This is a genomic window from Pseudomonas sp. IT-P218 (genome assembly GCF_949767605.1).
Taxonomy (GTDB): domain Bacteria; phylum Pseudomonadota; class Gammaproteobacteria; order Pseudomonadales; family Pseudomonadaceae; genus Aquipseudomonas; species Aquipseudomonas putida_AE.
Genome location: NZ_CATKQQ010000096.1, coordinates 28,298 through 48,500, shown reverse-complemented (window position 1 = coordinate 48,500; position 20,203 = coordinate 28,298). Strand labels below are relative to the sequence as shown.

Genomic DNA, 20,203 nt, shown 5'->3' with positions numbered 1-20,203 from the left:
AGTCATCAAAAGATCAGGGGGCAGTCACACGGGAGGCGACATGGCGGCGATTCACATCGGTATATCAGGTTGGCGCTACACGCCCTGGCGGGGGGATTTCTACCCGAAGGGCCTGGCCCAGAGGCGCGAATTGCAATTCGCCTCACGGGCGGTCAACAGCATCGAGATCAATGGATCGTTCTACGCCCTGCAACGGCCCGAACGCTACGCCCAGTGGTATGCCGAAACCCCGGCGCACTTCGTGTTCAGCGTCAAAGCCCCGCGTTTCATCACCCATATCAAGCGTCTGCGTGACATCCACAAACCCCTGGCGAATTTCTTCGCCTCCGGGGTGCTGGAACTCAAGGAAAAACTCGGCCCGATTCTTTGGCAGTTTCCGCCCAACTTCAAATTCGACGCCGAACTGTTCGAGACCTTCCTCGAACAATTGCCCCACGACACCCAACAGGCCGCCGCCCTCGCCCGCCAGCACGATTCCCACGTAAACGGCCACGCCAGCCTGAAGGCGAGCAGGAAACAGCCCTTGCGCCATGCCGTGGAAATCCGCAACGAGAGCTTCATCGATCCGCTATTTGTCCGCCTGCTCAAACGCCACAACACGGCCCTGGTCATCGCCGACACCGCCGGCAAATGGCCGTACCGCGAGGACCTCACCAGCGACTTCGTGTACCTGCGGCTGCACGGTGCCGAAGAGCTCTACGCCAGCGGCTACACCCCTCAGGCACTGAAGCGTTGGGGCGACCGGATCGAGGCCTGGCATCAGGGGCGGCAACCGGCCGATCCGCATTTGATCGCGCCGCGCCTGAAACCCAGGGCGCGCAAGTCTCGGGAAGTGTTCTGCTATTTCGATAACGACATCAAGGTTCGCGCGCCCTTCGATGCGCGTCGTTTGCTGGAGCGCTTCGACCTCGACAAAGAGCTGCTCACTGCCCCCGGCGAACCCGCTGCCGAAGGAGTGTTGCCATGAGCATTTCCGAACCGGTTGGTACCACCGACGAGCAGGCGACCATCGAGAGCACGGTGCACCGTTTCACCGTGCTGACGGTCAACACCCACAAGGGTTTCACGGCGTTGAACCGGCGCTTCATCCTGCCTGAACTGCGCGAAGCGGTGCGCAGCGTGTCTGCCGACGTGGTGTTTCTGCAGGAGGTACACGGCACCCACGAACATCATCCCAAGCGCTACGACAATTGGCCGGCGATACCCCAGTACGAATTCCTCGCCGATACCCTCTGGCCGCAGTTTGCCTACGGCCGCAACGCGGTCTATCCGGCAGGCGATCACGGTAATGCCTTGTTGTCGAAATTCCAGATCGTTCGCCACGACAACCTCGACGTGTCCATCAGCGGCCACGAGAACCGCGGCATTTTGCACTGCGTGCTGCGCCTGCCTGGCGAAGGCCCGGAGGTGCATGCCATATGCGTCCATCTCGGATTGCGCGAAAACCACCGCAATGAACAGCTCAAGTTGCTGGGGCGCCGTCTTGAGTCGTTGCCAGGCGACGCGCCGGTGATCGTGGCCGGTGATTTCAATGACTGGCGCCAACGCGCCGATGCCCTGCTCAAGCCCTGCGGTTTGCGCGAAGTGTTCGCCGAGCACCATGGCAAGCCGGCGCGCAGTTTTCCCGCGCGATTGCCGACCCTGCGCCTGGACCGCATCTACGTGCGCAACCTCAAGGCCAGCCGTCCGCAGGTACTGGCCACCCGGCCCTGGTCACACCTTTCGGATCACGCACCGTTGTCGGTGGAGATTGAGCTATGAGTAGCCCGTCGATGGAAAAAACCGCGCTGGAAAAAACGATAGCCGCGCCGCCCATGAGCGAGCCGCAAAGGGTCGACGTCGAGTACGGCTGGCAGGGTAACAATCGGGTCGAACTGTTGGAAAATGGCGAAGCCTATTTCCCCAGGGTGTTCGAGGCCATGCGCCAGGCCAAAACCGAGATACTCCTGGAAACCTTCATTGTGTTCGAGGACAAGGTGGGCGAAGAACTGAAGGACGTGCTCATCGAGGCGGCTCAACGGGGCGTACGCGTGACGGCCAGTTTTGACGGGTTTGGCTGCGGAGAGTTGTCTGCCGGGTATCTCACCGCCCTGAGCGGTGCCGGCGTGCATTTGCAGATGTTCGACCCGGCCCCCAAGCGCCTGGGCATCCGCACCAACTGGTTCCGCCGCCTGCATCGCAAGATCGTGGTGGTGGACGGAACGCTTGCGTTCATCGGCGGGATCAACTTCTCCGCCGATCATCTGGCCGACTTCGGCCCGGAAGCCAAACAGGATTATTCGGTTGAAGTGCAAGGCCCGGCGGTGGCCGACATCCACCACTTTGCCTTGCTGCAATGCGGTCGCCCGGCCCGCGCGAAATACTGGTGGCAACGCCGTCGGCAACGGCGCTCGGAACTGGTCGTGACCGATCACGATGGCCAGGTGCGGCTGGTGTACCGCGACAACGCCGAGCATTCGACCGACATCGAAGAGGTTTACCGCCTGGCGCTGCGCACGGCGCAGCGGCGCGTGGTCATCGCCAACGCCTACTTTTTTCCAGGCTATCGCTTGCTGCGCGAGATCCGTAACGCGGCGCGCCGCGGCGTTGAAGTGCGCCTGATCCTGCAGGGCCAGCCGGATATGCTGGTGGCCAAACTGGCAGCGCGCATGACTTACGATTACCTGCTCAAGTCCGGTGTGAAAATCTTCGAATACTGCGACCGCCCACTGCACGGCAAGGTCGCGTTGGTGGACGAAGACTGGAGCACCGTCGGCTCGAGCAACCTCGACCCGTTGAGCCTGTCGATGAACCTGGAGGCCAACGTGTTGATCCGTGACCGTGCGTTCAACCGTGACCTGTTCGAACGGCTCGAGGAACTCAGCGATAACCATTGCAAGGCCATGTCCGTGGACAAAGCCCCGCGCGGGCGAATCTGGCACATGACCGTGGGCTTCCTGGTGTTCCACTTCCTGCGGCATTTTCCGGCATGGGCCGGCTGGTTGCCCGCGCACAAACCACGATTGAAAGCATTCACCCCACCGACCGGGAGCGATCAACATGAGCCGCACTGAAGCACAGGCGGCGTCCCACGCCGAGCACCCGGCCAAATCGCGCTGGAGCCGTTGGAAAAGACCGTTGACGATGCTGTTTTTCCTGGCGCTGATCGTCCTCTTGACGATGTTCGCCCAGCGCATTGAATGGAACGAAGTGTTCGAGACCCTGACCGATTTCAAGGTACGCACCTTGATCATCGCGGCCGGCCTGACCCTGGTGAGCTTCCTGGTTTATGCCTGCTTCGACCTGATTGGCCGCACCTACATCCGCCAGGACCTGACGTGGAAACAGATCCTGCCGGTGGGCATCATCAGCTACGCCTTCAACCTCAACCTGAGCGCCTGGGTCGGCGGCATTGCCATGCGGTATCGCCTGTATTCACGTCTCGGGGTGAGCAAATCCAACATTGCGAAAATCCTCGGCCTGAGCCTGGCGACCAACTGGTTCGGCTACATGGTGATCGCCGGCGCGGTGTTCAGCAGCGGACTGGTGCGCATGCCACCAGGCTGGAAACTGAGCAGCGGCGCGCTACAGGCGGTGGGCGTGTTGCTGCTATTGGTGAGTGCGGGGTATCTGGCGGCGTGCCAGTTCTCCAAGCGTCGGGAATGGTCGATTCGCGGGGTGGAAATCAACTTGCCGTCGCTGCGCATGGCAATCCTGCAACTGGCCCTGGGGGCGCTGAACTGGTCGTTGATGGCCGCAGTGATTTTCACCCTGTTGCCGAGCAAACTGGACTATCCGCTGGTGCTGGGTGTGTTGCTGATCAGCGCCATCGCCGGGGTCATCACCCACATTCCGGCCGGGCTCGGTGTGCTGGAAGCGGTGTTCGTGGCACTGCTGCAACACGAAGCCTCGCGGGGCAGCCTGGTGGCGGGGTTGCTGGCTTATCGGGCGATCTATTTCCTGTTGCCGCTGTTGATCACGCTGGTGATGTACCTGCTGGTGGAGGCCAAGGCCAAGTCGTTGCGGATCTCGAAGAAGCCCAAGTGATGGGTGCTGTTTTCGAAGCCCGAAAGAACACCACAAGATTATGAGGACTGAATAATGCTCAACCGCTCACCCACCACCATTTCCGTGATCCAGTCCACCAGGATCGAGGTGTAGGCCTGCTGTGAAACGGGTTCACTCAGCGCATGATCGGCCCCATCGATGATGCGGTGAGTCAGCGAGTGGGTCTGCTGACACGCCGCGCGATAACTCATGATGGTCGCGTGGGGTACGTAGACATCGGTTTCCGACTCTACCAGCAACACATCCCCGGTAAATTGCGAACAGGCATGCAGCGCCCGGTTGCTATCGGCGCGCACCAGGGTGCTGCGGTAGTCGCGCAGGTCAAGCTTGTCCAGGTCGCGCTTGGGCGTGTGCCATTGATCGTCGCGGTACAGCGCCGGCACACGCAACGCCAGCCAGCGCACCGGCCGCAGCGAAGTGAGGATCGAAGCCAGGTAACCGCCGTAGCTGGTGCCGACCACGGCAATCGCCGAGGTATCCAGCGCCGGGTGCGCGAGCAAACGGTCGTAGGCCGCCAGCAGGTCGCGCAGGTTGTCTTCGCGGGTTACCCGGGTCAGCGGAATACCCGTGCCGCCGGTGTGCCCGCGTAGATCGAAGGTCAAACACACACAACCCAATCCGGCGATACCCTTCGCCCGTTCCAGGTCCCGCTCCTGACTGCCGCCCCAGCCGTGCACAAACAACACGCCGGGGACTTTCGATTTGGGGCTGAGAAAAGTCCCGCTCATCTGTTCGTCGTCGATGTCGATTTGAATGCTTTCGCTTCTAGCCGTCATAGGATTTGACCGTTACGTACTTGAGGAGGAAATCGCTGTTTTCCGCCGGCCCGCGGTACACCTCGATGGCGTCCGCCGGCAAGGGTTGATCGATGTAGGTCTCCACCGAAGACACGCGAATCGCGCGCATCCCCGGATCGTTGACGAAGCTCTGCAAGGCTGCGACTTCAGCGCTGCTAGCCCCACCCATGCGCCAGGATTGCTCGAGCACGCCGCTGCGTTGCTGGCCATCACTGGCGATACCCTGGGCGATGTCGTAATTGCGCCGTGAGGCGTAGAAACCGGGATAGGCTTCGTCTGCGGCACCGTCAAATACCTGAGCCTGCCGGATCGCCAGTTGCACATCGTCGGGTAAATCCAGGGTCAGCAGATCGTCGTAGCCACCCTGCACCACCAGCAGGTTGGAACCACCATAGACCTCTTCGCCGTGGGCGTCTGTGGTCAAGTATTGATCACCGCAGTAACTGAGCACCTTTTCACCAATGAAACTCTGCCCGACGCTGTGGGTAATCACCTGGTCCAGGTCCTGCTCCAGCACCACGCCTTCACTGAACAGCGCTTTCGCATCAGGACGGGCGAGGATTTCGTCGAACTGGTCGAGGCTCTTGATGACTTCCTGACCACGCCCGGCACAGGCATGGATCGGCTTGATGCGGATCGCGCCGCTGTAGAGCAGATGCTCCGCCGCCGGACGCGCATCCTCGAACGAGAACACACTCAGACCATCAAGCACCACCGTGCGCACCCGTTCGGAAAACAACGGCGCCCAGCCTTGCGGAGCATGGGCATGTCGATTCAACAAACCATGGCTGATGGCTTTGGTGCAGATGAAATCATGCTCGACATAACCGCCCCACAAATCCTCCGGTCCCTTGACGCCCAAATGCCGGGCGGCTGCGGCCCCCACCAGGGTCTGGGTCGGTAACAGATAGATGTCTCGACCGCTGTGTACCTGCGGATCGTAGCTGCCGCCGAATTTGAGCCCGAGGATTTGCGCCAGCCAACGGGCCAGGGCGCGATTGGTTTCGACTTCGTGAACCGGTGCATCGTCGCGCACCGAATGGGCGACGACCAATTTCTTGCGGTTTGTTGGGGTCATGCGTCCCCCTTCAGTTGTCGCGATATGAATGTAGCTGATGGGGTGCAGGGTTCAGGCCAACCGCCTGCTGAGAAAAATGCTATGTAAATCAGCCTGTAGCAGAAACGATGGTGGCACCTCGCCCGCCTTATTCTGCACGACCGGATTTTTCATACCGGCATTTTGCACGATTCAAACCTGACATCGCCCCCCCTGTGGGAGCGGGCTCGCTCGCGAAAGCAATCTTCCAGTCCCACCAGTTTTGACTGACATACCGCTTTCGCGAGCAAGCCCGCTCCCACAGGGTTGTGTGATGCAGCCGCTAACGGGTTGCAACACTGGGCATCACCCCAAACCGCGCCCGATAATCACTCGGCGCCAGCCCGGTAATCTTCTTGAACGTCGAACGAAACGCTCCCGGATCCTGATACCCGACGGTCCAGGCAATGTGATCGATGGTGCCGTTGGTAAACTCGAGCATTTCCCGAGCCTTGCCGACCCGCAGATGCTGGCAATATTCCGTAGGCTTGAGCCCCGTCGCCGCGCGGAAACGGCGCAGGAACGTACGCTCTTCCAGCCCTGCCCGCTCAGCCATGGTCGCCAGCGAGACATCGGTGGCGCCAGTGCTTTGCAGCCAGTGTTGAACCTTGAGAATCGAGGCATCGCCATGGTTGAGAATCGGCGCGAAATTGCTGCCGCACTCACTGGCGCTGTCGCTGTGTTCCACCACCAGGAAACGCGCAGTGCCGGTGGCAATGCTCGGCCCCAACAGTCGATCCACCAGGCGCAGTCCCAATTCAGACCAGGCCATCAGTCCGGCGGTGGTAATCAGGTCACCGTCATCGACGATGGGAGTATCGGCCTTGAGCTTGATCGCCGGGTAACGCTCGCTGAAGGACTTTGCCGAAGTCCAGTGAGTGGTGGCGCTGCGCCCGTCGAGCAGTCCGCTTTCAGCCAACAGCAGCGAACCCACGCAGACGCCCCCGAGGGTCGCGCCGCTGGCGTGTTGTTGGCGCAGCCAGCGCAGCAACGGCTGCGGCGCCTGGCCTTCGGTGAACCCGGCAATCGACGGTGGAATCAATACCGCCACCAATGCGTCGTCTGTCGCGGGATGACTGTCATAGACGCGCGACGGTGCCTGCTGGCCATCGACCTGCCAATGGCTCACGCGCAGCAAGGGCAAGCGCGCCTCTTGATGCTCGGCGGCGATCCGGTTGGCCACCCCGAACAGGTCCGTCAAGCCATGCACCGCCGCCATCTGCGCGCCGGGATAGATCAACACGCCCAGCTCGGCGATCGCCCTTTGTGCATCCATTGTCAGTTTTCCCCCTTCTATTGTCGGTGCGGCCAATCCCCGGACGCTCGGCCAGGGCCAATACTCCATTCCACACCCAAACCGCACTTCGAGGAAACAGTCATGGCCAAGCAAGCACTCATCGTAGTCGATATCCAAAAAGACTACTTCCCAGAAGGCAAGTGGCCGCTGGCCGGCGCCGATGCCGCGGCAGACAACGCCGTCCGCCTGCTCAAGGCCTTTCGTGATGCCGGGGATTCGGTGGTGCACATCCGCCACGAATTCACTTCCGAAGACGCACCGTTTTTCACCCCAGGCTCCGACGGCGCCAAGCTGCACCCTAAAGTGCTCAACCAGGACAATGAGCCAGTGGTGCTCAAACACTTCGTCAACTCGTTCCGCGAAACCGAACTGCAGTCCATTCTCGACGAGCAAGGCATCAAGGAACTGGTGGTGGTCGGCAGCATGAGCCACATGTGTGTCGACGGCATCACCCGCGCTGCCAACGACCTCGGCTACAGCGTCACGGTGATCCACGATGCCTGTGCCTCCCGTGACCTGGAGTTCAACGGCGTGACCGTTCCGGCGGCTCATGTACATGCAGCCTTCATGTCGGCCCTGGGCTTTGCCTACGCCAACGTGGTGTCCACGGACGAATTCCTCGCGAACTGAAACTTCTTTCAAGGAGTTTCACCGCAAAAAAAACCCGCACTTCAGATCGAAGTGCGGGTTTTGTTTTTCAGCTCGCCGCTTGTAGCTCGGGGCTTACCGCTGTTTTAGAACGGAATATCGTCATCGAAGCTGTCGAAGTCCGGAGCCGGCTGCGGAGCGGCCTGCTGAGGAGCCGGGCGCGACTGTTGCGGGGCCGACTGCTGTGGACGCGGAGCCTGCTGGCGTGGCGCGGATTGCTGGTAGTTGTTACCACCGCCCTGGCCTTGCTGGTCACCCTGCTGTGGACGACCGCCCAGCAATTGCATGGTGCCTTGCATGTCGACCACGATTTCAGTGGTGTAACGCTTGATACCGTCTTTTTCCCACTCGCGGGTCTGCAGTTTGCCTTCGATGTAGACCTGCGAACCTTTACGCAGGTATTCGCCGGCGATCTCTGCGACCTTGCCGAACATCGACACACGGTGCCATTCGGTTTTTTCGACTTTCTGACCGGTTTGCTTGTCGGTCCACTGTTCGCTGGTTGCCAGACTCAGGTTGGTCACGGCGTTGCCATTCGGCAGGTAACGAACTTCAGGATCCTGGCCGCAAGTGCCGACCAATATGACTTTGTTAACCCCACGGGCCATTACGTTCTCCTAGGCTACGCACGCTGCCCCGGCCGGGTTGTTCACCAGGCTTTCAAGGGTGGTGCGATCCAATAGTTCGGTGTCCAATTTGATGTAAATGGCCGCCTCATCAGCGACTATCACTGCATCTGTTACCCCTACGACGGCCTTCAGGCGCTCAACCAGCCCCGCTTCGCGGATCGCCTCGGGCGACAATGGCAAGCGCAGGCTTGTCACGTAGGGAGGTTCACGCATGGTAACAGCAAAGGCCAGCCAGAGGGCAGCCAGACCGGCGCATCCAAGGAACACAACCGACAGACCGCCATGCTGGAACAGCCAGCCGCCGAGTATGCCGCCCAGTGCCGAACCGAGGAACTGACTGGTGGAGTAGACCCCCATCGCCGTGCCCTTGCCGCCCGCCGGTGAAACCTTGCTGATCAGCGACGGCAACGAAGCTTCCAGCAGATTGAAGGCCGTGAAAAACACCACGGTTCCAATCACCAGAGCTCGCAAGCTGTCGCCGAACTGCCAGAAGAATAGCTCAGTGAGCATCAGCGTCACGACGGCGCCGAGCAAAACTCGTTTCATTTTGCGTCGCTTCTCGCCGTAGATGATGAACGGAATCATGGCGAAGAAGGAAATCAGCAGCGCGGTCAGGTACACCCACCAATGCTGCTCCTTGGGCAGGCCGGCTTTCTCGACCAGCGCCAGGGGCAAGGCGACGAAACTCGACATCAGCATCGCATGCAACACGAAGATACCAAGATCCAGGCGCAGCAGGTCCGGGTGCTTGAGCGTCGGTATCAGTGCCTGGCGGGCGACGCCGGATTCACGGTGCTGCAACGGACCCGTGGAGCACGGCACCATGAACATCACGATCACGATACCGAACAGTGCCATGCCACCGGTGGCCAGGAACAATCCGGACAGGCCGAAAGCACGGGTCAGCAACGGCCCTACCACCATGGCGACCGCAAACGACAGGCCGATCGTCATGCCGATCATGGCCATGGCTTTAGTCCTATGCTGCTCGCGGGTCAGGTCGGACAGCAAGGCCATCACCGCCGCGGAAATCGCGCCAGCACCTTGCAGGATGCGCCCGGCGATCACGCCCCAGATCGAGTCGGCGTTGGCCGCCAAAACGCTGCCGAGGGCGAAGACGATCAGCCCCAGGTAAATCACCGGGCGGCGCCCGATGCGGTCGGAAATGAAACCGAAGGGAATCTGGAAAATCGCCTGGGTCAGGCCGTAAGCGCCAATCGCCAGCCCGATGAGGGCCGGGGTCGCTCCCGCCAGGTCCATGCCATAGGTCGCCAATACCGGCAACACCATGAACATGCCAAGCATACGGAAGGCGAACACCAGGGCCAGACCGCTTGCTGCGCGGGTCTCACTGCCACTCATGCGTTCGCTGTGGGGATCGTGCATGGAAAAACCTCATGTGAACCGGCGGCGATTCTACCAGTCCCATCGATTGACAGGGTATATCGCGACGCTTTGCCACGTGTAGATGAAAGAGCTTTCATGTAAGGCGACAAAACCAGTATTCGATAGTGTGCATCCATCCAGTATTTGGCCGTATACTCCTACGTTTTCGACGCCCGCCGAGCGAGGCCACTTTGGACAAGATCCTGATTCGTGGGGCCCGAACCCACAACCTGAAGAACATCGACCTGACCCTGCCAAGGGACAAGCTGATCGTCATCACCGGCCTGTCCGGCTCCGGCAAGTCCTCCCTGGCTTTCGACACGCTGTACGCCGAAGGCCAGCGTCGTTATGTCGAGTCGCTGTCGGCCTACGCCCGGCAGTTCCTGTCGATGATGGAAAAACCTGACGTCGACACCATCGAAGGCCTGTCGCCGGCGATCTCCATCGAACAGAAGTCGACCTCGCACAACCCGCGTTCGACCGTCGGCACCATCACCGAAATCTATGACTACCTGCGCCTGCTGTATGCACGCGTCGGCATTCCGCGCTGCCCGGACCACGACATTCCCCTGGAAGCGCAGACCGTCAGCCAGATGGTCGACCTGGTCCTCGCCGAACCGGAGGGCAGCAAGCTGATGCTGCTGGCCCCGGTCATTCGCGAGCGCAAAGGTGAACACCTTTCAGTCTTCGAAGAGCTGCGCGCCCAGGGTTTCGTCCGGGCCCGGATCAACGGCAAGCTGTATGAGCTGGATGAAGCGCCCAAGCTCGACAAGCAGAAAAAACATACCATCGATGTCGTGGTCGACCGTTTCAAGGTTCGCGCGGACCTGCAACAACGACTGGCCGAATCCTTTGAAACCGCGCTGAAACTGGCAGACGGCATCGCCCTGGTAGCGCCGATGGACGACGAGCCGGGCGAAGAGATGATCTTCTCCGCGCGTTTCGCCTGCCCGATCTGCGGGCATGCCATCAGCGAACTCGAGCCGAAGCTGTTTTCCTTCAACAACCCGGCTGGCGCCTGCCCGACCTGTGATGGCCTGGGGGTCAAGCAGTTCTTCGACATCAAGCGCCTGGTCAACGGTGAACTGACCCTGGCAGAAGGCGCGATTCGAGGCTGGGACCGGCGCAACGTCTATTATTTCCAGATGCTCGGCTCGCTGGCCTCCCACTACAAGTTCAGCCTGGAAGTGCCGTTCAACGAACTGCCGGCCGATCAGCAGAAGAGCATCCTGCACGGCAGCGGTTCGCAAAACGTCGATTTCAAATACCTGAATGACCGCGGCGATATCGTCAAGCGCTCGCACCCGTTCGAAGGCATCGTGCCCAACCTGGAGCGTCGTTATCGCGAAACCGAGTCGGCCTCGGTACGCGAAGAACTGGCCAAGTTCCTCAGCACCCAGTCCTGCCCTGATTGCCGCGGCACCCGCCTGCGTCGCGAGGCGCGGCATGTGTGGGTCGGCGAAAAAACCCTGCCGGCGGTGACCAACCTGCCCATCGGCGATGCCTGCGATTATTTCGGTGGGTTGAAGCTGACTGGCCGTCGTGGCGAGATTGCCGACAAGATCCTCAAGGAAATTCGCGAACGCCTGCAGTTCCTGGTCAACGTCGGCCTCGATTATCTGTCGCTGGATCGCAGCGCGGACACCCTGTCCGGTGGCGAGGCCCAGCGTATTCGCCTGGCCAGCCAGATCGGTGCCGGCCTGGTCGGCGTCCTGTACATCCTCGACGAACCTTCGATCGGCCTGCACCAGCGCGATAACGACCGGTTGCTCGGCACGTTGAAACACCTGCGAGACATCGGCAACACGGTGATCGTGGTCGAGCACGATGAAGACGCGATTCGCCTGGCCGACTATGTCGTGGATATCGGCCCGGGCGCGGGGGTTCACGGTGGGCACATCGTCGCCGAAGGTACGCCGGCCGAGGTAATGGCGCATCCCGACTCCCTGACCGGCAAGTACCTGTCGGGCCGGGTGAAGATCGCGGTGCCGGCCAAACGTACGCCGCGCAACAAAAAGCTGTCGCTGACACTCAAGGGTGCCCGTGGCAACAACCTGCGCAATGTCGACCTGGAGATCCCGATCGGCCTGCTGACCTGCGTGACCGGCGTGTCCGGCTCAGGCAAGTCGACGCTGATCAACAACACGCTCTTCCCGTTGAGCGCCACGGCACTCAACGGTGCGACCACCCTCGAAGCGGCCGCTCACGACAGCATCAAGGGCCTGGAGCACCTGGACAAGGTCGTCGACATCGACCAGAGCCCCATCGGTCGTACGCCGCGTTCCAACCCGGCCACCTACACCGGCCTGTTCACACCGATTCGCGAGCTGTTTGCCGGCGTGCCGGAATCCCGCTCCCGCGGTTATGGCCCCGGGCGTTTCTCCTTCAACGTCAAGGGCGGACGCTGCGAGGCCTGCCAGGGTGATGGCCTGATCAAGGTGGAAATGCACTTCCTGCCGGACATCTATGTGCCCTGCGATGTCTGCAAGAGCAAGCGCTACAACCGTGAAACCCTCGAGATCAAGTACAAGGGCAAGAGCATCCATGAAACCCTCGAGATGACCATCGAGGAAGCCCGGGAGTTCTTCGATGCGGTACCGGCCCTGGCGCGCAAGCTGCAAACGTTGATGGACGTCGGTCTGTCGTACATCAAGCTGGGGCAATCGGCGACCACGCTGTCCGGCGGTGAAGCCCAGCGGGTGAAACTGTCCCGCGAGCTGTCCAAGCGTGATACCGGCAAGACCCTGTACATCCTCGACGAACCCACCACCGGGCTGCACTTCGCGGACATCCAGCAACTGCTGGACGTGTTGCATCGCCTGCGTGACCACGGCAACACCGTGGTGGTGATCGAGCACAACCTGGACGTCATCAAGACCGCCGACTGGCTGGTGGACCTGGGGCCGGAAGGAGGTTCGAAGGGCGGGCAGATCATTGCCGTCGGCACGCCTGAGGAAGTATCCGAGATGAAGCAGTCCCACACCGGTTACTACCTCAAGCCTTTGCTGGAGCGCGACCGGGCCTGATCGAGCCCCATGAAAAAGCCCCTGTCACTTCATCAGTGACAGGGGCTTTTTTGTATCCGCCGCAATCAGGTGTGGGATTGCAGGTAATTCTCGAGACCGATCAACTTGATCAGGCCCAACTGCTTCTCGAGCCAGTAGGTGTGATCTTCTTCGGTGTCATGCAACTGGACCCGTAGCATTTCGCGACTGACATAGTCCTTGTGCTGCTCGCAGAGCTTGATGCCCTTGCACAGCGCAGCCCGTACCTTGTATTCCAGGCGCAGATCCGCTTCGAGCATCTCCGTCACTGTGGTGCCGACATCCAGATCGTCCGGACGCATGCGCGGCGTGCCTTCGAGCATCAGGATCCGGCGCATCAGTGCATCAGCGTGCCCTGCTTCCTCTTCCATCTCGTGGTTGATTCGTTCGTAGAGCTTGGTGAAACCCCAGTCCTCATACATCCGCGAGTGGACGAAATATTGATCACGCGCGGCCAGTTCGCCGGTCAGCAACGTGTTGAGGTAATCGATAACGTCTGGGTGGCCTTGCATCGCCCTACATCTCCCTGCTTGAAAGTCTGTAGTTTGAACCAACCTGGCGCCAACGTCACTCGGAAGACGCAATAAAAGCGAAGATATTCTGAGAAAAGCAGCTTAAATAACGCAAAAACCGCCCAATTAAGGGCGGTTCTGCTTCTCATTTAGACTTCGTTAAGCTGTACGTTGAGCAGCGTTGCGATTGCTTCTCCATACGCCGGATCGGCCTTGAAGAAGTGCTGCAACTGGCGATCGACGACGTCGCTCGAGACACCCGCCATGGCGCTGGCAATGTTATTGACCAGCAGCGCTTTCTGCTCGTCACTCATCAGGCGGAACAGCGCGCCGGCATGGCTGTAGTAATCGGTGTCTTCGCGATGATCGTAGCGACCAGCCGCACCTCTCAAGGCCAGCGCCGGTTCAGCATAACGAGGTGCCTGTTTTGGCGACTCGATGTAGCTATTGGGCTCGTAGTTCGGTGCCGCACCGCCATTGCTGCCAAAAGCCATGGAGCCATCGCGCTGATAGGTATTCACCGGGCTGCGTGACGCGTTGACCGGCAACTGCTGGTGATTGGTGCCGACACGGTAGCGGTGCGCATCAGCGTAAGCGAACACACGACCTTGCAGCATGCGGTCTGGCGAAAGACCGACGCCTGGCACCATGTTGCTGGGGCCGAACGCGGCTTGCTCGACTTCGGCGAAGTAGTTCAGCGGGTTTCGATTGAGCTCCAACTCACCGACTTCGATCAACGGGAACTCCTTCTGCGACCAGGTCTTGGTCACGTCGAACGGGTTCTCGTAGTGTGCTGCGGCCTGGGCCTCGGTCATGATCTGAATGCACACACGCCATTTCGGAAAGTCACCGCGCTCGATGGCTTCGAACAGGTCGCGCTGGGCGTAATCCGGATCGGTGCCTGCCAGGCGCGCCGCCTCTGCAGGGGCGAGATTCTTGATCCCTTGTTGGGTCTTGTAGTGCCACTTGACCCAATGGCGCTCGCCATTGGCGCTGATCAGGCTGTAAGTGTGGCTGCCGAAGCCGTGCATGTGACGGTAGCCATCAGGAATACCCCGGTCGGAGAACAGAATGGTGACCTGGTGCAGCGCTTCCGGAGAGTGCGACCAGAAGTCCCACATGGCCTGTGCGCTTTTGAGATTGCTTTGCGGCAGGCGTTTTTGGGTGTGGATAAAGTCCGGGAATTTCAGCGGATCACGGATGAAGAACACCGGCGTATTGTTGCCGACAATGTCCCAGTTGCCTTCCTCGGTGTAGAACTTCAGCGCGAAACCACGAGGATCGCGCTCGGTATCCGCTGAACCGCGTTCACCACCGACAGTGGAAAATCGCAGGAAGGTTGGCGTTTGCTTACCGACGGTCTCGAAGAGCTTGGCGCTGGTGTATTGGGTGATATCCCGCGTAACAGTAAAGGTACCGTAGGCGCCTGAGCCTTTGGCGTGCACACGGCGTTCCGGGATGTTTTCGCGGTTGAAGTGTGCCAGCTTTTCGATCAGGTGGAAGTCGTCGAGCAGCAGTGGGCCGCGAGGGCCGGCGGAACGGGAATTCTGGTTATCGGCAACAGGAGCGCCACTGGCGGTGGTAAGCGTTTTGTTTTGGCTCATGCGATCTTCCTTCATCTATCGGTCTTGAACTGCCGGCTATCGGCTGAGAAGGAGTATTGATCATCGCTATGTCAGCTACAAATTCATTAACCTGTAGACATCGATAGAGAAATACTAATGATCATCCCCATCACATAATGACGACGTGACGAAGGAGAGACTTGTACAAAGGGCGCGTTTATTACAGGCACAAAAAACCGGGCACTAGGCCCGGTTTTTTGTTTCAGACTGACGTCTTACTCGGCAGATACAGCTTCGCCAGCAGTAGCACGATCAACCAACTCGACGTACGCCATAGGCGCGTTGTCGCCAGCGCGGAAACCGCACTTGAGGATGCGCAGGTAGCCACCCTCACGGGTAGCGTAACGCTTGCCCAGGTCGTTGAAGAGCTTACCAACGATAGCTTTCGAACGAGTACGGTCGAAAGCCAGACGACGGTTAGCAACGCTATCTGTCTTGGCCAAAGTGATCAGCGGCTCGGCAACGCGGCGCAGTTCTTTAGCTTTTGGCAGAGTCGTTTTGATCAGCTCGTGCTCGAACAGCGACACCGCCATGTTTTGGAACATGGCCTTGCGGTGCGAGCTGGTGCGGCTCAGGTGACGACCACTTTTACGATGACGCATGGTTCATTCCTTACCAAACACTACGTTCGGTGATTACGACGATCAGGCAGTCGCCTTGTCGTCCTTCTTAAGACTTGCAGGCGGCCAGTTGTCGAGGCGCATGCCGAGGGACAGACCGCGGGAGGCCAGAACGTCCTTGATTTCAGTCAAGGATTTCTTGCCCAGGTTCGGAGTCTTCAACAGCTCTACTTCGGTACGCTGAATCAGGTCGCCGATGTAGTAGATGTTTTCCGCCTTAAGGCAGTTAGCCGAACGTACAGTCAGTTCCAGATCGTCAACCGGGCGAAGCAGGATCGGATCGATCTCGTCTTCCTGCTCGACAACCACTGGCTCACTGTCACCTTTGAGGTCGACGAACGCAGCCAACTGCTGTTGCAGAATGGTTGCAGCACGGCGGATAGCCTCTTCAGGATCCAGGGTACCGTTGGTTTCCAGATCAATAACCAGCTTGTCCAGGTTAGTACGCTGTTCGACACGGGCGTTTTCCACCACGTATGCGATACGGCGAACCGGGCTGAACGAAGAGTCAAGCTGCAAGCGACCGATGCTGCGGCTTTCGTCTTCATCGCTCTGACGCGAGTCTGCCGGTTCATAACCACGACCACGAGCTACTACGAGCTTCATGTTCAGGGCGCCGTTAGACGCCAGGTTAGCGATTACGTGATCGGGGTTAACGATCTCGACATCATGATCCAGCTGAATATCGGCAGCGGTAACCACCCCCGAACCCTTCTTCGACAAGGTCAGCGTAACTTCGTCACGGCCGTGCAGCTTGATAGCCAGACCTTTAAGGTTCAACAGGATTTCAATTACGTCTTCCTGTACACCTTCGATGGCGCTGTACTCGTGGAGCACACCGTCAATCTCGGCCTCGACTACTGCACAGCCGGGCATTGAGGACAACAGGATGCGGCGCAGCGCGTTGCCCAGGGTGTGGCCAAAGCCACGCTCGAGAGGCTCGAGCGTGATCTTGGCGCGGGTTGGACTGACAACTTGCACATCAATGTGGCGAGGTGTCAGGAACTCATTTACCGAAATCTGCATGGATGCACCTATTTTCTAGCCCTTACTTGGAGTAGAGCTCGACAATCAGGCTTTCGTTGATGTCGGCGGACAGATCACTGCGAGCTGGAACGTTCTTGAAAACGCCCGACTTCTTCTCAGTGTCTACTTCTACCCATTCTACGCGGCCACGTTGGGCACACAGATCGAGAGCTTGGACAATGCGAAGTTGGTTTTTTGCTTTCTCGCGAACAGCGACCACGTCACCAGCACGAACCTGGTAGGACGGAACGTTAACGGTCTGACCGTTTACGCTGATCGACTTGTGCGATACCAGCTGACGGGATTCGGCACGAGTAGAACCAAAGCCCATACGGTATACAACGTTGTCCAGACGGCATTCGAGCAGTTGCAGCAGGTTTTCACCGGTTGCACCTTTCTTGCCAGCAGCTTCTTTGTAGTAGCCGCTGAATTGACGCTCGAGAACGCCGTAGATACGACGGACCTTCTGCTTTTCACGCAGTTGGGTGCCGTAGTCGGACTGGCGACCGCGGCGTTGGCCGTGGATACCAGGTGCTGCTTCAATGTTGCACTTCGATTCGATCGCGCGCACGCCGCTCTTCAGAAAGAGATCGGTGCCTTCGCGACGAGCGAGTTTGCATTTTGGACCAATGTAACGAGCCATTCTTTACAATCTCCTGGATTACACGCGGCGCTTCTTCGGCGGACGGCACCCGTTGTGCGGGATTGGCGTCACGTCGGTGATGCTGGCGATCTTGTAGCCACAGCCGTTCAAAGCGCGGACTGCGGATTCACGACCTGGACCTGGACCTTTGACGTTTACGTCGAGGTTTTTCAGGCCGTATTCCAGCGCAGCTTGACCAGCACGTTCAGCAGCTACTTGAGCAGCAAACGGGGTGGACTTGCGGGAACCGCGGAAACCCGAACCACCGGAGGTAGCCCAGGAAAGAGCGTTACCTTGACGGTCGGTAATGGTCACGATGGTGTTGTTAAAAGATGCATGGATGTGGGCGATGCCATCAACCACTGTCTTTTTAACTTTTTTACGAGGACGAGCAGCAGGTTTTGCCATGATAATTTTCCTGTCGATTCGCTGGGGCGATTACTTGCGGATCGGCTTACGCGGACCTTTACGGGTACGCGCGTTGGTCTTGGTACGCTGACCGCGTACTGGCAGACCACGACGATGACGCAGACCGCGATAGCAACCGAGGTCCATCAAGCGCTTGATTTTCATGTTGATTTCGCGACGCAGGTCACCTTCAGTGGTGAACTTCGCCACTTCGCCACGCAGCTGTTCAATCTGCTCGTCGCTCAGATCTTTGATCTTTGCTGCTGGGTTTACCCCAGTCTCTGCACAAATTTTCTGTGCAGTAGTGCGACCAACACCATAGATGTAGGTCAGCGAGATAACAGTATGCTTGTTATCTGGAATGTTAACGCCTGCAATACGGGCCATTCAGTGGGACTCCAATTGACAGCTACCTACGCCCCGGAAGCCAAGAAATAGGGCGCGAGATAATATCGCTGTAATAACAAATAATCAACCCGGCAGCGCACTAGCTGCCGGGCTTGAAGCACAATCACACTCAGCCTTGGCGCTGTTTGTGACGCGGTTCCGCGCTGCAAATTACTCGAACAACACCTTCGCGGCGAATAATCTTGCAGTTACGGCACAGCTTTTTCACCGATGCACGAACTTTCATCACCAACTCCTCGAACCTTATGGGTCAGCGCAGCATGCCGCTGCCGTAACCCTTCAGGTTGGCTTTCTTCATCAGGGATTCGTACTGGTGCGAAACGAGGTGCGATTGTACTTGGGACATGAAGTCCATCACAACCACGACGACGATCAGCAACGAGGTCCCGCCAAGGTAGAACGGAACGTTGGCTGCAACCACCAGGAACTGGGGCAACAGGCACACGGCCGTCATGTAAAGAGCACCGAACAGGGTCAAACGAGTCAGAACGCCATCAATGTAGCGCGCAGACTGCTCACCTGGACGGATGCCCGGAATAAAGGCACCGGACTTCTTCAGGTTTTCCGCTACGTCTTTCGGATTGAACATCAACGCCGTATAGAAGAAGCAGAAGAAAATAATCCCTGCACTAAACAGCAGAATATTCAACGGCTGACCAGGAGCGATCGACTGCGAGATGTCCTGCAACCAGCCCATACCTTCAGACTGACCGAACCAGGCACCCAGCGAAGCCGGGAACAGCAAAATGCTGCTCGCGAAAATGGCCGGAATAACACCGGCCATGTTCACTTTCAGCGGCAAGTGGCTAGTCTGCGCAGCGAAGACCTTGCGGCCCTGCTGACGCTTGGCGTAGTGAACAGCGATACGACGCTGACCACGCTCAATGAACACCACGAAACCGATGATCGCTACTGCCAGCAAACCGATGGCAACCAGGGCGAAGATGTTGATATCACCCTGACGTGCAGACTCGAAAGACTGCCCGATCGCTCTCGGAAGACCGGCGACGATACCCGAAAAAATCAACATCGAGATACCGTTGCCAACACCACGCTCAGTAATCTGCTCACCCAGCCACATCATGAACATCGCACCAGCCACAAAAGTGGTTACCGCGACGAAATGGAAGCTAAAGTCACCAGTGAACGAAACGCCCTGCCCCGCCAGACCAATGGACATGCCAATGGCCTGGACAAGAGCAAGTACGACAGTGAGGTAGCGGGTGTACTGGCTAATCTTGCGACGGCCAGCTTCACCTTCCTTCTTCAACTGCTCCAGCTGCGGGCTGACGGCTGACATCAGTTGCATGATGATCGATGCCGAAATGTACGGCATGATCCCCAGTGCAAAGATGCTCATCCGCTCCAGCGCGCCGCCGGAAAACATGTTGAACAAGCTAAGAATGGTCCCCTCATTCTGTCGAAACAGGTCCGCGAGTCGGTCCGGGTTGATACCTGGAACCGGGATGTGTGCGCCTATTCGGTAGACGATAATCGCCAGGAACAGAAAACGCAGACGAGCCCAGAGTTCAGACATACCGCCTTTGCCGAGCGCAGAGAGAGCACCTTGCTTAGCCATTTATTCCTCGAACTTGCCGCCAGCTGCTTCGATAGCCGCACGCGCACCTTTGGTGGCGCCGATTCCCTTGCCGATAGTGACAGCGCGAGTCACTTCACCGGACAGCATGATTTTCACACGCTGTACGTTGACGTTGATCACGTTGGCATCTTTCAGGGACTGCACGGTGACGATGTCGCCTTCCACTTTGGCCAGCTCGGACAGACGCACTTCTGCGCGGTCCATGGCTTTCAGGGAAACGAAACCGAACTTCGGCAGGCGACGATGCAGCGGCTGTTGACCGCCTTCAAAGCCTGGAGCAATGGTGCCACCGGAGCGGGAAGTCTGACCTTTGTGACCACGGCCACCAGTCTTACCCAAACCACTACCGATACCACGGCCCGGACGATGCTTTTCGCGACGGGAACCCGGCGCTGGACTCAGATCATTGAGTTTCAT

At 58.9% G+C, this 20,203-nt stretch carries 21 protein-coding genes; 6 read left to right on the top strand and 15 right to left on the bottom strand.

Annotated elements, in window-relative coordinates:
• Positions 1-40 precede the first annotated feature (40 nt).
• From ACM6I6_RS29355 to ACM6I6_RS29340, 4 genes are read left to right on the top strand one after another with little or no spacing between them, the layout of a single operon-like run.
• The gene (locus tag ACM6I6_RS29355) at positions 41-967 is read left to right on the top strand and encodes a DUF72 domain-containing protein (RefSeq protein WP_323607763.1); all 927 of its coding nucleotides are present in this window, start codon (positions 41-43) and stop codon (positions 965-967) included.
• Positions 964-1,761 carry an endonuclease/exonuclease/phosphatase family protein gene (locus ACM6I6_RS29350; protein ID WP_414921152.1) on the top strand — a complete coding sequence of 266 codons (798 nt, stop codon included), beginning with the start codon at positions 964-966 and terminating at the stop codon, positions 1,759-1,761. Before ACM6I6_RS29355 ends, ACM6I6_RS29350 begins: the two co-directional genes overlap by 4 nt.
• Positions 1,758-3,053 (top strand): cardiolipin synthase ClsB, encoded by a 1,296-nt coding sequence (gene clsB, locus ACM6I6_RS29345; RefSeq protein WP_274074398.1) that lies wholly within the window; start codon positions 1,758-1,760, stop codon positions 3,051-3,053. Before ACM6I6_RS29350 ends, clsB begins: the two co-directional genes overlap by 4 nt.
• Positions 3,040-4,026 carry a lysylphosphatidylglycerol synthase domain-containing protein gene (locus ACM6I6_RS29340; RefSeq protein ID WP_274074397.1) on the top strand — a complete coding sequence of 329 codons (987 nt, stop codon included), beginning with the start codon at positions 3,040-3,042 and terminating at the stop codon, positions 4,024-4,026. The genes clsB and ACM6I6_RS29340 overlap by 14 nt, the downstream gene beginning before the upstream one ends.
• 38 nt (positions 4,027-4,064) lie before the next feature.
• Here ACM6I6_RS29340 and ACM6I6_RS29335 read toward each other — a convergent pair whose 3' ends face one another.
• The 3 genes from ACM6I6_RS29335 to ACM6I6_RS29325 all read right to left on the bottom strand — a co-directional run bounded on the left by ACM6I6_RS29335 (position 4,065) and on the right by ACM6I6_RS29325 (position 7,216).
• Positions 4,065-4,823, bottom strand: a complete 759-nt coding sequence (locus ACM6I6_RS29335) for an alpha/beta hydrolase family protein (protein WP_274074396.1) — start codon at positions 4,821-4,823, stop codon at positions 4,065-4,067.
• Positions 4,813-5,922: a DUF3182 family protein gene (locus ACM6I6_RS29330; RefSeq protein ID WP_406592083.1), complete on the bottom strand. Its 1,110-nt coding sequence runs from the start codon at positions 5,920-5,922 to the stop codon at positions 4,813-4,815. The genes ACM6I6_RS29335 and ACM6I6_RS29330 overlap by 11 nt, the downstream gene beginning before the upstream one ends.
• A gap of 301 nt (positions 5,923-6,223) precedes the next feature.
• Positions 6,224-7,216 (bottom strand): GlxA family transcriptional regulator, encoded by a 993-nt coding sequence (locus tag ACM6I6_RS29325; RefSeq protein WP_274074394.1) that lies wholly within the window; start codon positions 7,214-7,216, stop codon positions 6,224-6,226.
• 102 nt (positions 7,217-7,318) lie between these two features.
• Between ACM6I6_RS29325 and ACM6I6_RS29320 the strand changes: the two genes are divergently transcribed.
• Complete coding sequence (locus ACM6I6_RS29320) at positions 7,319-7,867, top strand: cysteine hydrolase family protein (protein ID WP_274074393.1); 549 nt, start codon at positions 7,319-7,321, stop codon at positions 7,865-7,867.
• A gap of 104 nt (positions 7,868-7,971) precedes the next feature.
• On the opposite strand, the gene ACM6I6_RS29315 is transcribed toward ACM6I6_RS29320, so the two are convergent.
• Together ACM6I6_RS29315 and ACM6I6_RS29310 are read right to left on the bottom strand one after the other, a co-directional pair.
• On the bottom strand, positions 7,972-8,493 hold the full coding sequence (locus ACM6I6_RS29315) for a single-stranded DNA-binding protein (protein WP_020799826.1): 522 nt from the start codon (positions 8,491-8,493) through the stop codon (positions 7,972-7,974).
• A 9-nt stretch (positions 8,494-8,502) separates the two neighbouring features.
• Positions 8,503-9,900 carry an MFS transporter gene (locus tag ACM6I6_RS29310; protein WP_414921151.1) on the bottom strand — a complete coding sequence of 466 codons (1,398 nt, stop codon included), beginning with the start codon at positions 9,898-9,900 and terminating at the stop codon, positions 8,503-8,505.
• Between the two features lie 191 nt (positions 9,901-10,091).
• Here ACM6I6_RS29310 and uvrA point away from each other — a divergent pair, with 191 nt between their 5' ends.
• Entirely contained in the window at positions 10,092-12,926 is a 2,835-nt protein-coding gene (gene uvrA, locus ACM6I6_RS29305) for an excinuclease ABC subunit UvrA (RefSeq protein WP_323607757.1), read from the top strand.
• Between the two features lie 65 nt (positions 12,927-12,991).
• Here the strand turns inward: uvrA and bfr are convergent, their stop codons facing one another.
• The 10 genes from bfr to rplO form a co-directional block, all read right to left on the bottom strand.
• Positions 12,992-13,456, bottom strand: a complete 465-nt coding sequence (gene bfr / locus ACM6I6_RS29300; protein ID WP_008053867.1) for a bacterioferritin — start codon at positions 13,454-13,456, stop codon at positions 12,992-12,994.
• Positions 13,457-13,605: 149 nt separating this feature from the next.
• The gene (locus tag ACM6I6_RS29295; RefSeq protein WP_414921150.1) at positions 13,606-15,060 is read right to left on the bottom strand and encodes a catalase; all 1,455 of its coding nucleotides are present in this window, start codon (positions 15,058-15,060) and stop codon (positions 13,606-13,608) included.
• A gap of 236 nt (positions 15,061-15,296) precedes the next feature.
• Entirely contained in the window at positions 15,297-15,683 is a 387-nt protein-coding gene (gene rplQ / locus ACM6I6_RS29290) for a 50S ribosomal protein L17 (protein ID WP_007970429.1), read from the bottom strand.
• Between the two features lie 42 nt (positions 15,684-15,725).
• The gene (locus ACM6I6_RS29285) at positions 15,726-16,727 is read right to left on the bottom strand and encodes a DNA-directed RNA polymerase subunit alpha (RefSeq protein ID WP_007970428.1); all 1,002 of its coding nucleotides are present in this window, start codon (positions 16,725-16,727) and stop codon (positions 15,726-15,728) included.
• Positions 16,728-16,749: 22 nt separating this feature from the next.
• Entirely contained in the window at positions 16,750-17,370 is a 621-nt protein-coding gene (gene rpsD / locus ACM6I6_RS29280; RefSeq protein WP_003176404.1) for a 30S ribosomal protein S4, read from the bottom strand.
• 18 nt (positions 17,371-17,388) lie between these two features.
• Positions 17,389-17,778 carry a 30S ribosomal protein S11 gene (gene rpsK / locus ACM6I6_RS29275; RefSeq protein ID WP_002555466.1) on the bottom strand — a complete coding sequence of 130 codons (390 nt, stop codon included), beginning with the start codon at positions 17,776-17,778 and terminating at the stop codon, positions 17,389-17,391.
• Between the two features lie 30 nt (positions 17,779-17,808).
• Positions 17,809-18,165: a 30S ribosomal protein S13 gene (gene rpsM, locus ACM6I6_RS29270; RefSeq protein ID WP_009045849.1), complete on the bottom strand. Its 357-nt coding sequence runs from the start codon at positions 18,163-18,165 to the stop codon at positions 17,809-17,811.
• Positions 18,166-18,295: 130 nt separating this feature from the next.
• Positions 18,296-18,412, bottom strand: a complete 117-nt coding sequence (gene rpmJ, locus ACM6I6_RS29265; RefSeq protein WP_002555468.1) for a 50S ribosomal protein L36 — start codon at positions 18,410-18,412, stop codon at positions 18,296-18,298.
• A gap of 24 nt (positions 18,413-18,436) precedes the next feature.
• A complete protein-coding gene (gene secY / locus ACM6I6_RS29260; RefSeq protein ID WP_274074389.1) occupies positions 18,437-19,765 on the bottom strand; it encodes a preprotein translocase subunit SecY in 1,329 nt (442 codons plus the stop codon).
• On the bottom strand, positions 19,766-20,203 hold the full coding sequence (rplO, locus tag ACM6I6_RS29255; RefSeq protein WP_003228720.1) for a 50S ribosomal protein L15: 438 nt from the start codon (positions 20,201-20,203) through the stop codon (positions 19,766-19,768).

Excerpts from the sequence above, each read along its gene's own strand:
- ACM6I6_RS29355 (WP_323607763.1), top strand. The coding sequence starts at position 41 with ATGGCGGCGATTCACATCGGTATATCAGGTTGGCGCTACACGCCCTGG.
- ACM6I6_RS29350 (WP_414921152.1), top strand. The coding sequence starts at position 964 with ATGAGCATTTCCGAACCGGTTGGTACCACCGACGAGCAGGCGACCATC.
- clsB (WP_274074398.1), top strand. The coding sequence starts at position 1,758 with ATGAGTAGCCCGTCGATGGAAAAAACCGCGCTGGAAAAAACGATAGCC.
- ACM6I6_RS29340 (WP_274074397.1), top strand. The coding sequence starts at position 3,040 with ATGAGCCGCACTGAAGCACAGGCGGCGTCCCACGCCGAGCACCCGGCC.
- ACM6I6_RS29335 (WP_274074396.1), bottom strand. The coding sequence starts at position 4,823 with ATGACGGCTAGAAGCGAAAGCATTCAAATCGACATCGACGACGAACAG.
- ACM6I6_RS29330 (WP_406592083.1), bottom strand. The coding sequence starts at position 5,922 with ATGACCCCAACAAACCGCAAGAAATTGGTCGTCGCCCATTCGGTGCGC.
- ACM6I6_RS29325 (WP_274074394.1), bottom strand. The coding sequence starts at position 7,216 with ATGGATGCACAAAGGGCGATCGCCGAGCTGGGCGTGTTGATCTATCCC.
- ACM6I6_RS29320 (WP_274074393.1), top strand. The coding sequence starts at position 7,319 with ATGGCCAAGCAAGCACTCATCGTAGTCGATATCCAAAAAGACTACTTC.
- ACM6I6_RS29315 (WP_020799826.1), bottom strand. The coding sequence starts at position 8,493 with ATGGCCCGTGGGGTTAACAAAGTCATATTGGTCGGCACTTGCGGCCAG.
- ACM6I6_RS29310 (WP_414921151.1), bottom strand. The coding sequence starts at position 9,900 with ATGCACGATCCCCACAGCGAACGCATGAGTGGCAGTGAGACCCGCGCA.
- bfr (WP_008053867.1), bottom strand. The coding sequence starts at position 13,456 with ATGCAAGGCCACCCAGACGTTATCGATTACCTCAACACGTTGCTGACC.
- ACM6I6_RS29295 (WP_414921150.1), bottom strand. The coding sequence starts at position 15,060 with ATGAGCCAAAACAAAACGCTTACCACCGCCAGTGGCGCTCCTGTTGCC.
- rplQ (WP_007970429.1), bottom strand. The coding sequence starts at position 15,683 with ATGCGTCATCGTAAAAGTGGTCGTCACCTGAGCCGCACCAGCTCGCAC.
- ACM6I6_RS29285 (WP_007970428.1), bottom strand. The coding sequence starts at position 16,727 with ATGCAGATTTCGGTAAATGAGTTCCTGACACCTCGCCACATTGATGTG.
- rpsD (WP_003176404.1), bottom strand. The coding sequence starts at position 17,370 with ATGGCTCGTTACATTGGTCCAAAATGCAAACTCGCTCGTCGCGAAGGC.
- rpsK (WP_002555466.1), bottom strand. The coding sequence starts at position 17,778 with ATGGCAAAACCTGCTGCTCGTCCTCGTAAAAAAGTTAAAAAGACAGTG.
- rpsM (WP_009045849.1), bottom strand. The coding sequence starts at position 18,165 with ATGGCCCGTATTGCAGGCGTTAACATTCCAGATAACAAGCATACTGTT.
- rpmJ (WP_002555468.1), bottom strand. The coding sequence starts at position 18,412 with ATGAAAGTTCGTGCATCGGTGAAAAAGCTGTGCCGTAACTGCAAGATT.
- secY (WP_274074389.1), bottom strand. The coding sequence starts at position 19,765 with ATGGCTAAGCAAGGTGCTCTCTCTGCGCTCGGCAAAGGCGGTATGTCT.
- rplO (WP_003228720.1), bottom strand. The coding sequence starts at position 20,203 with ATGAAACTCAATGATCTGAGTCCAGCGCCGGGTTCCCGTCGCGAAAAG.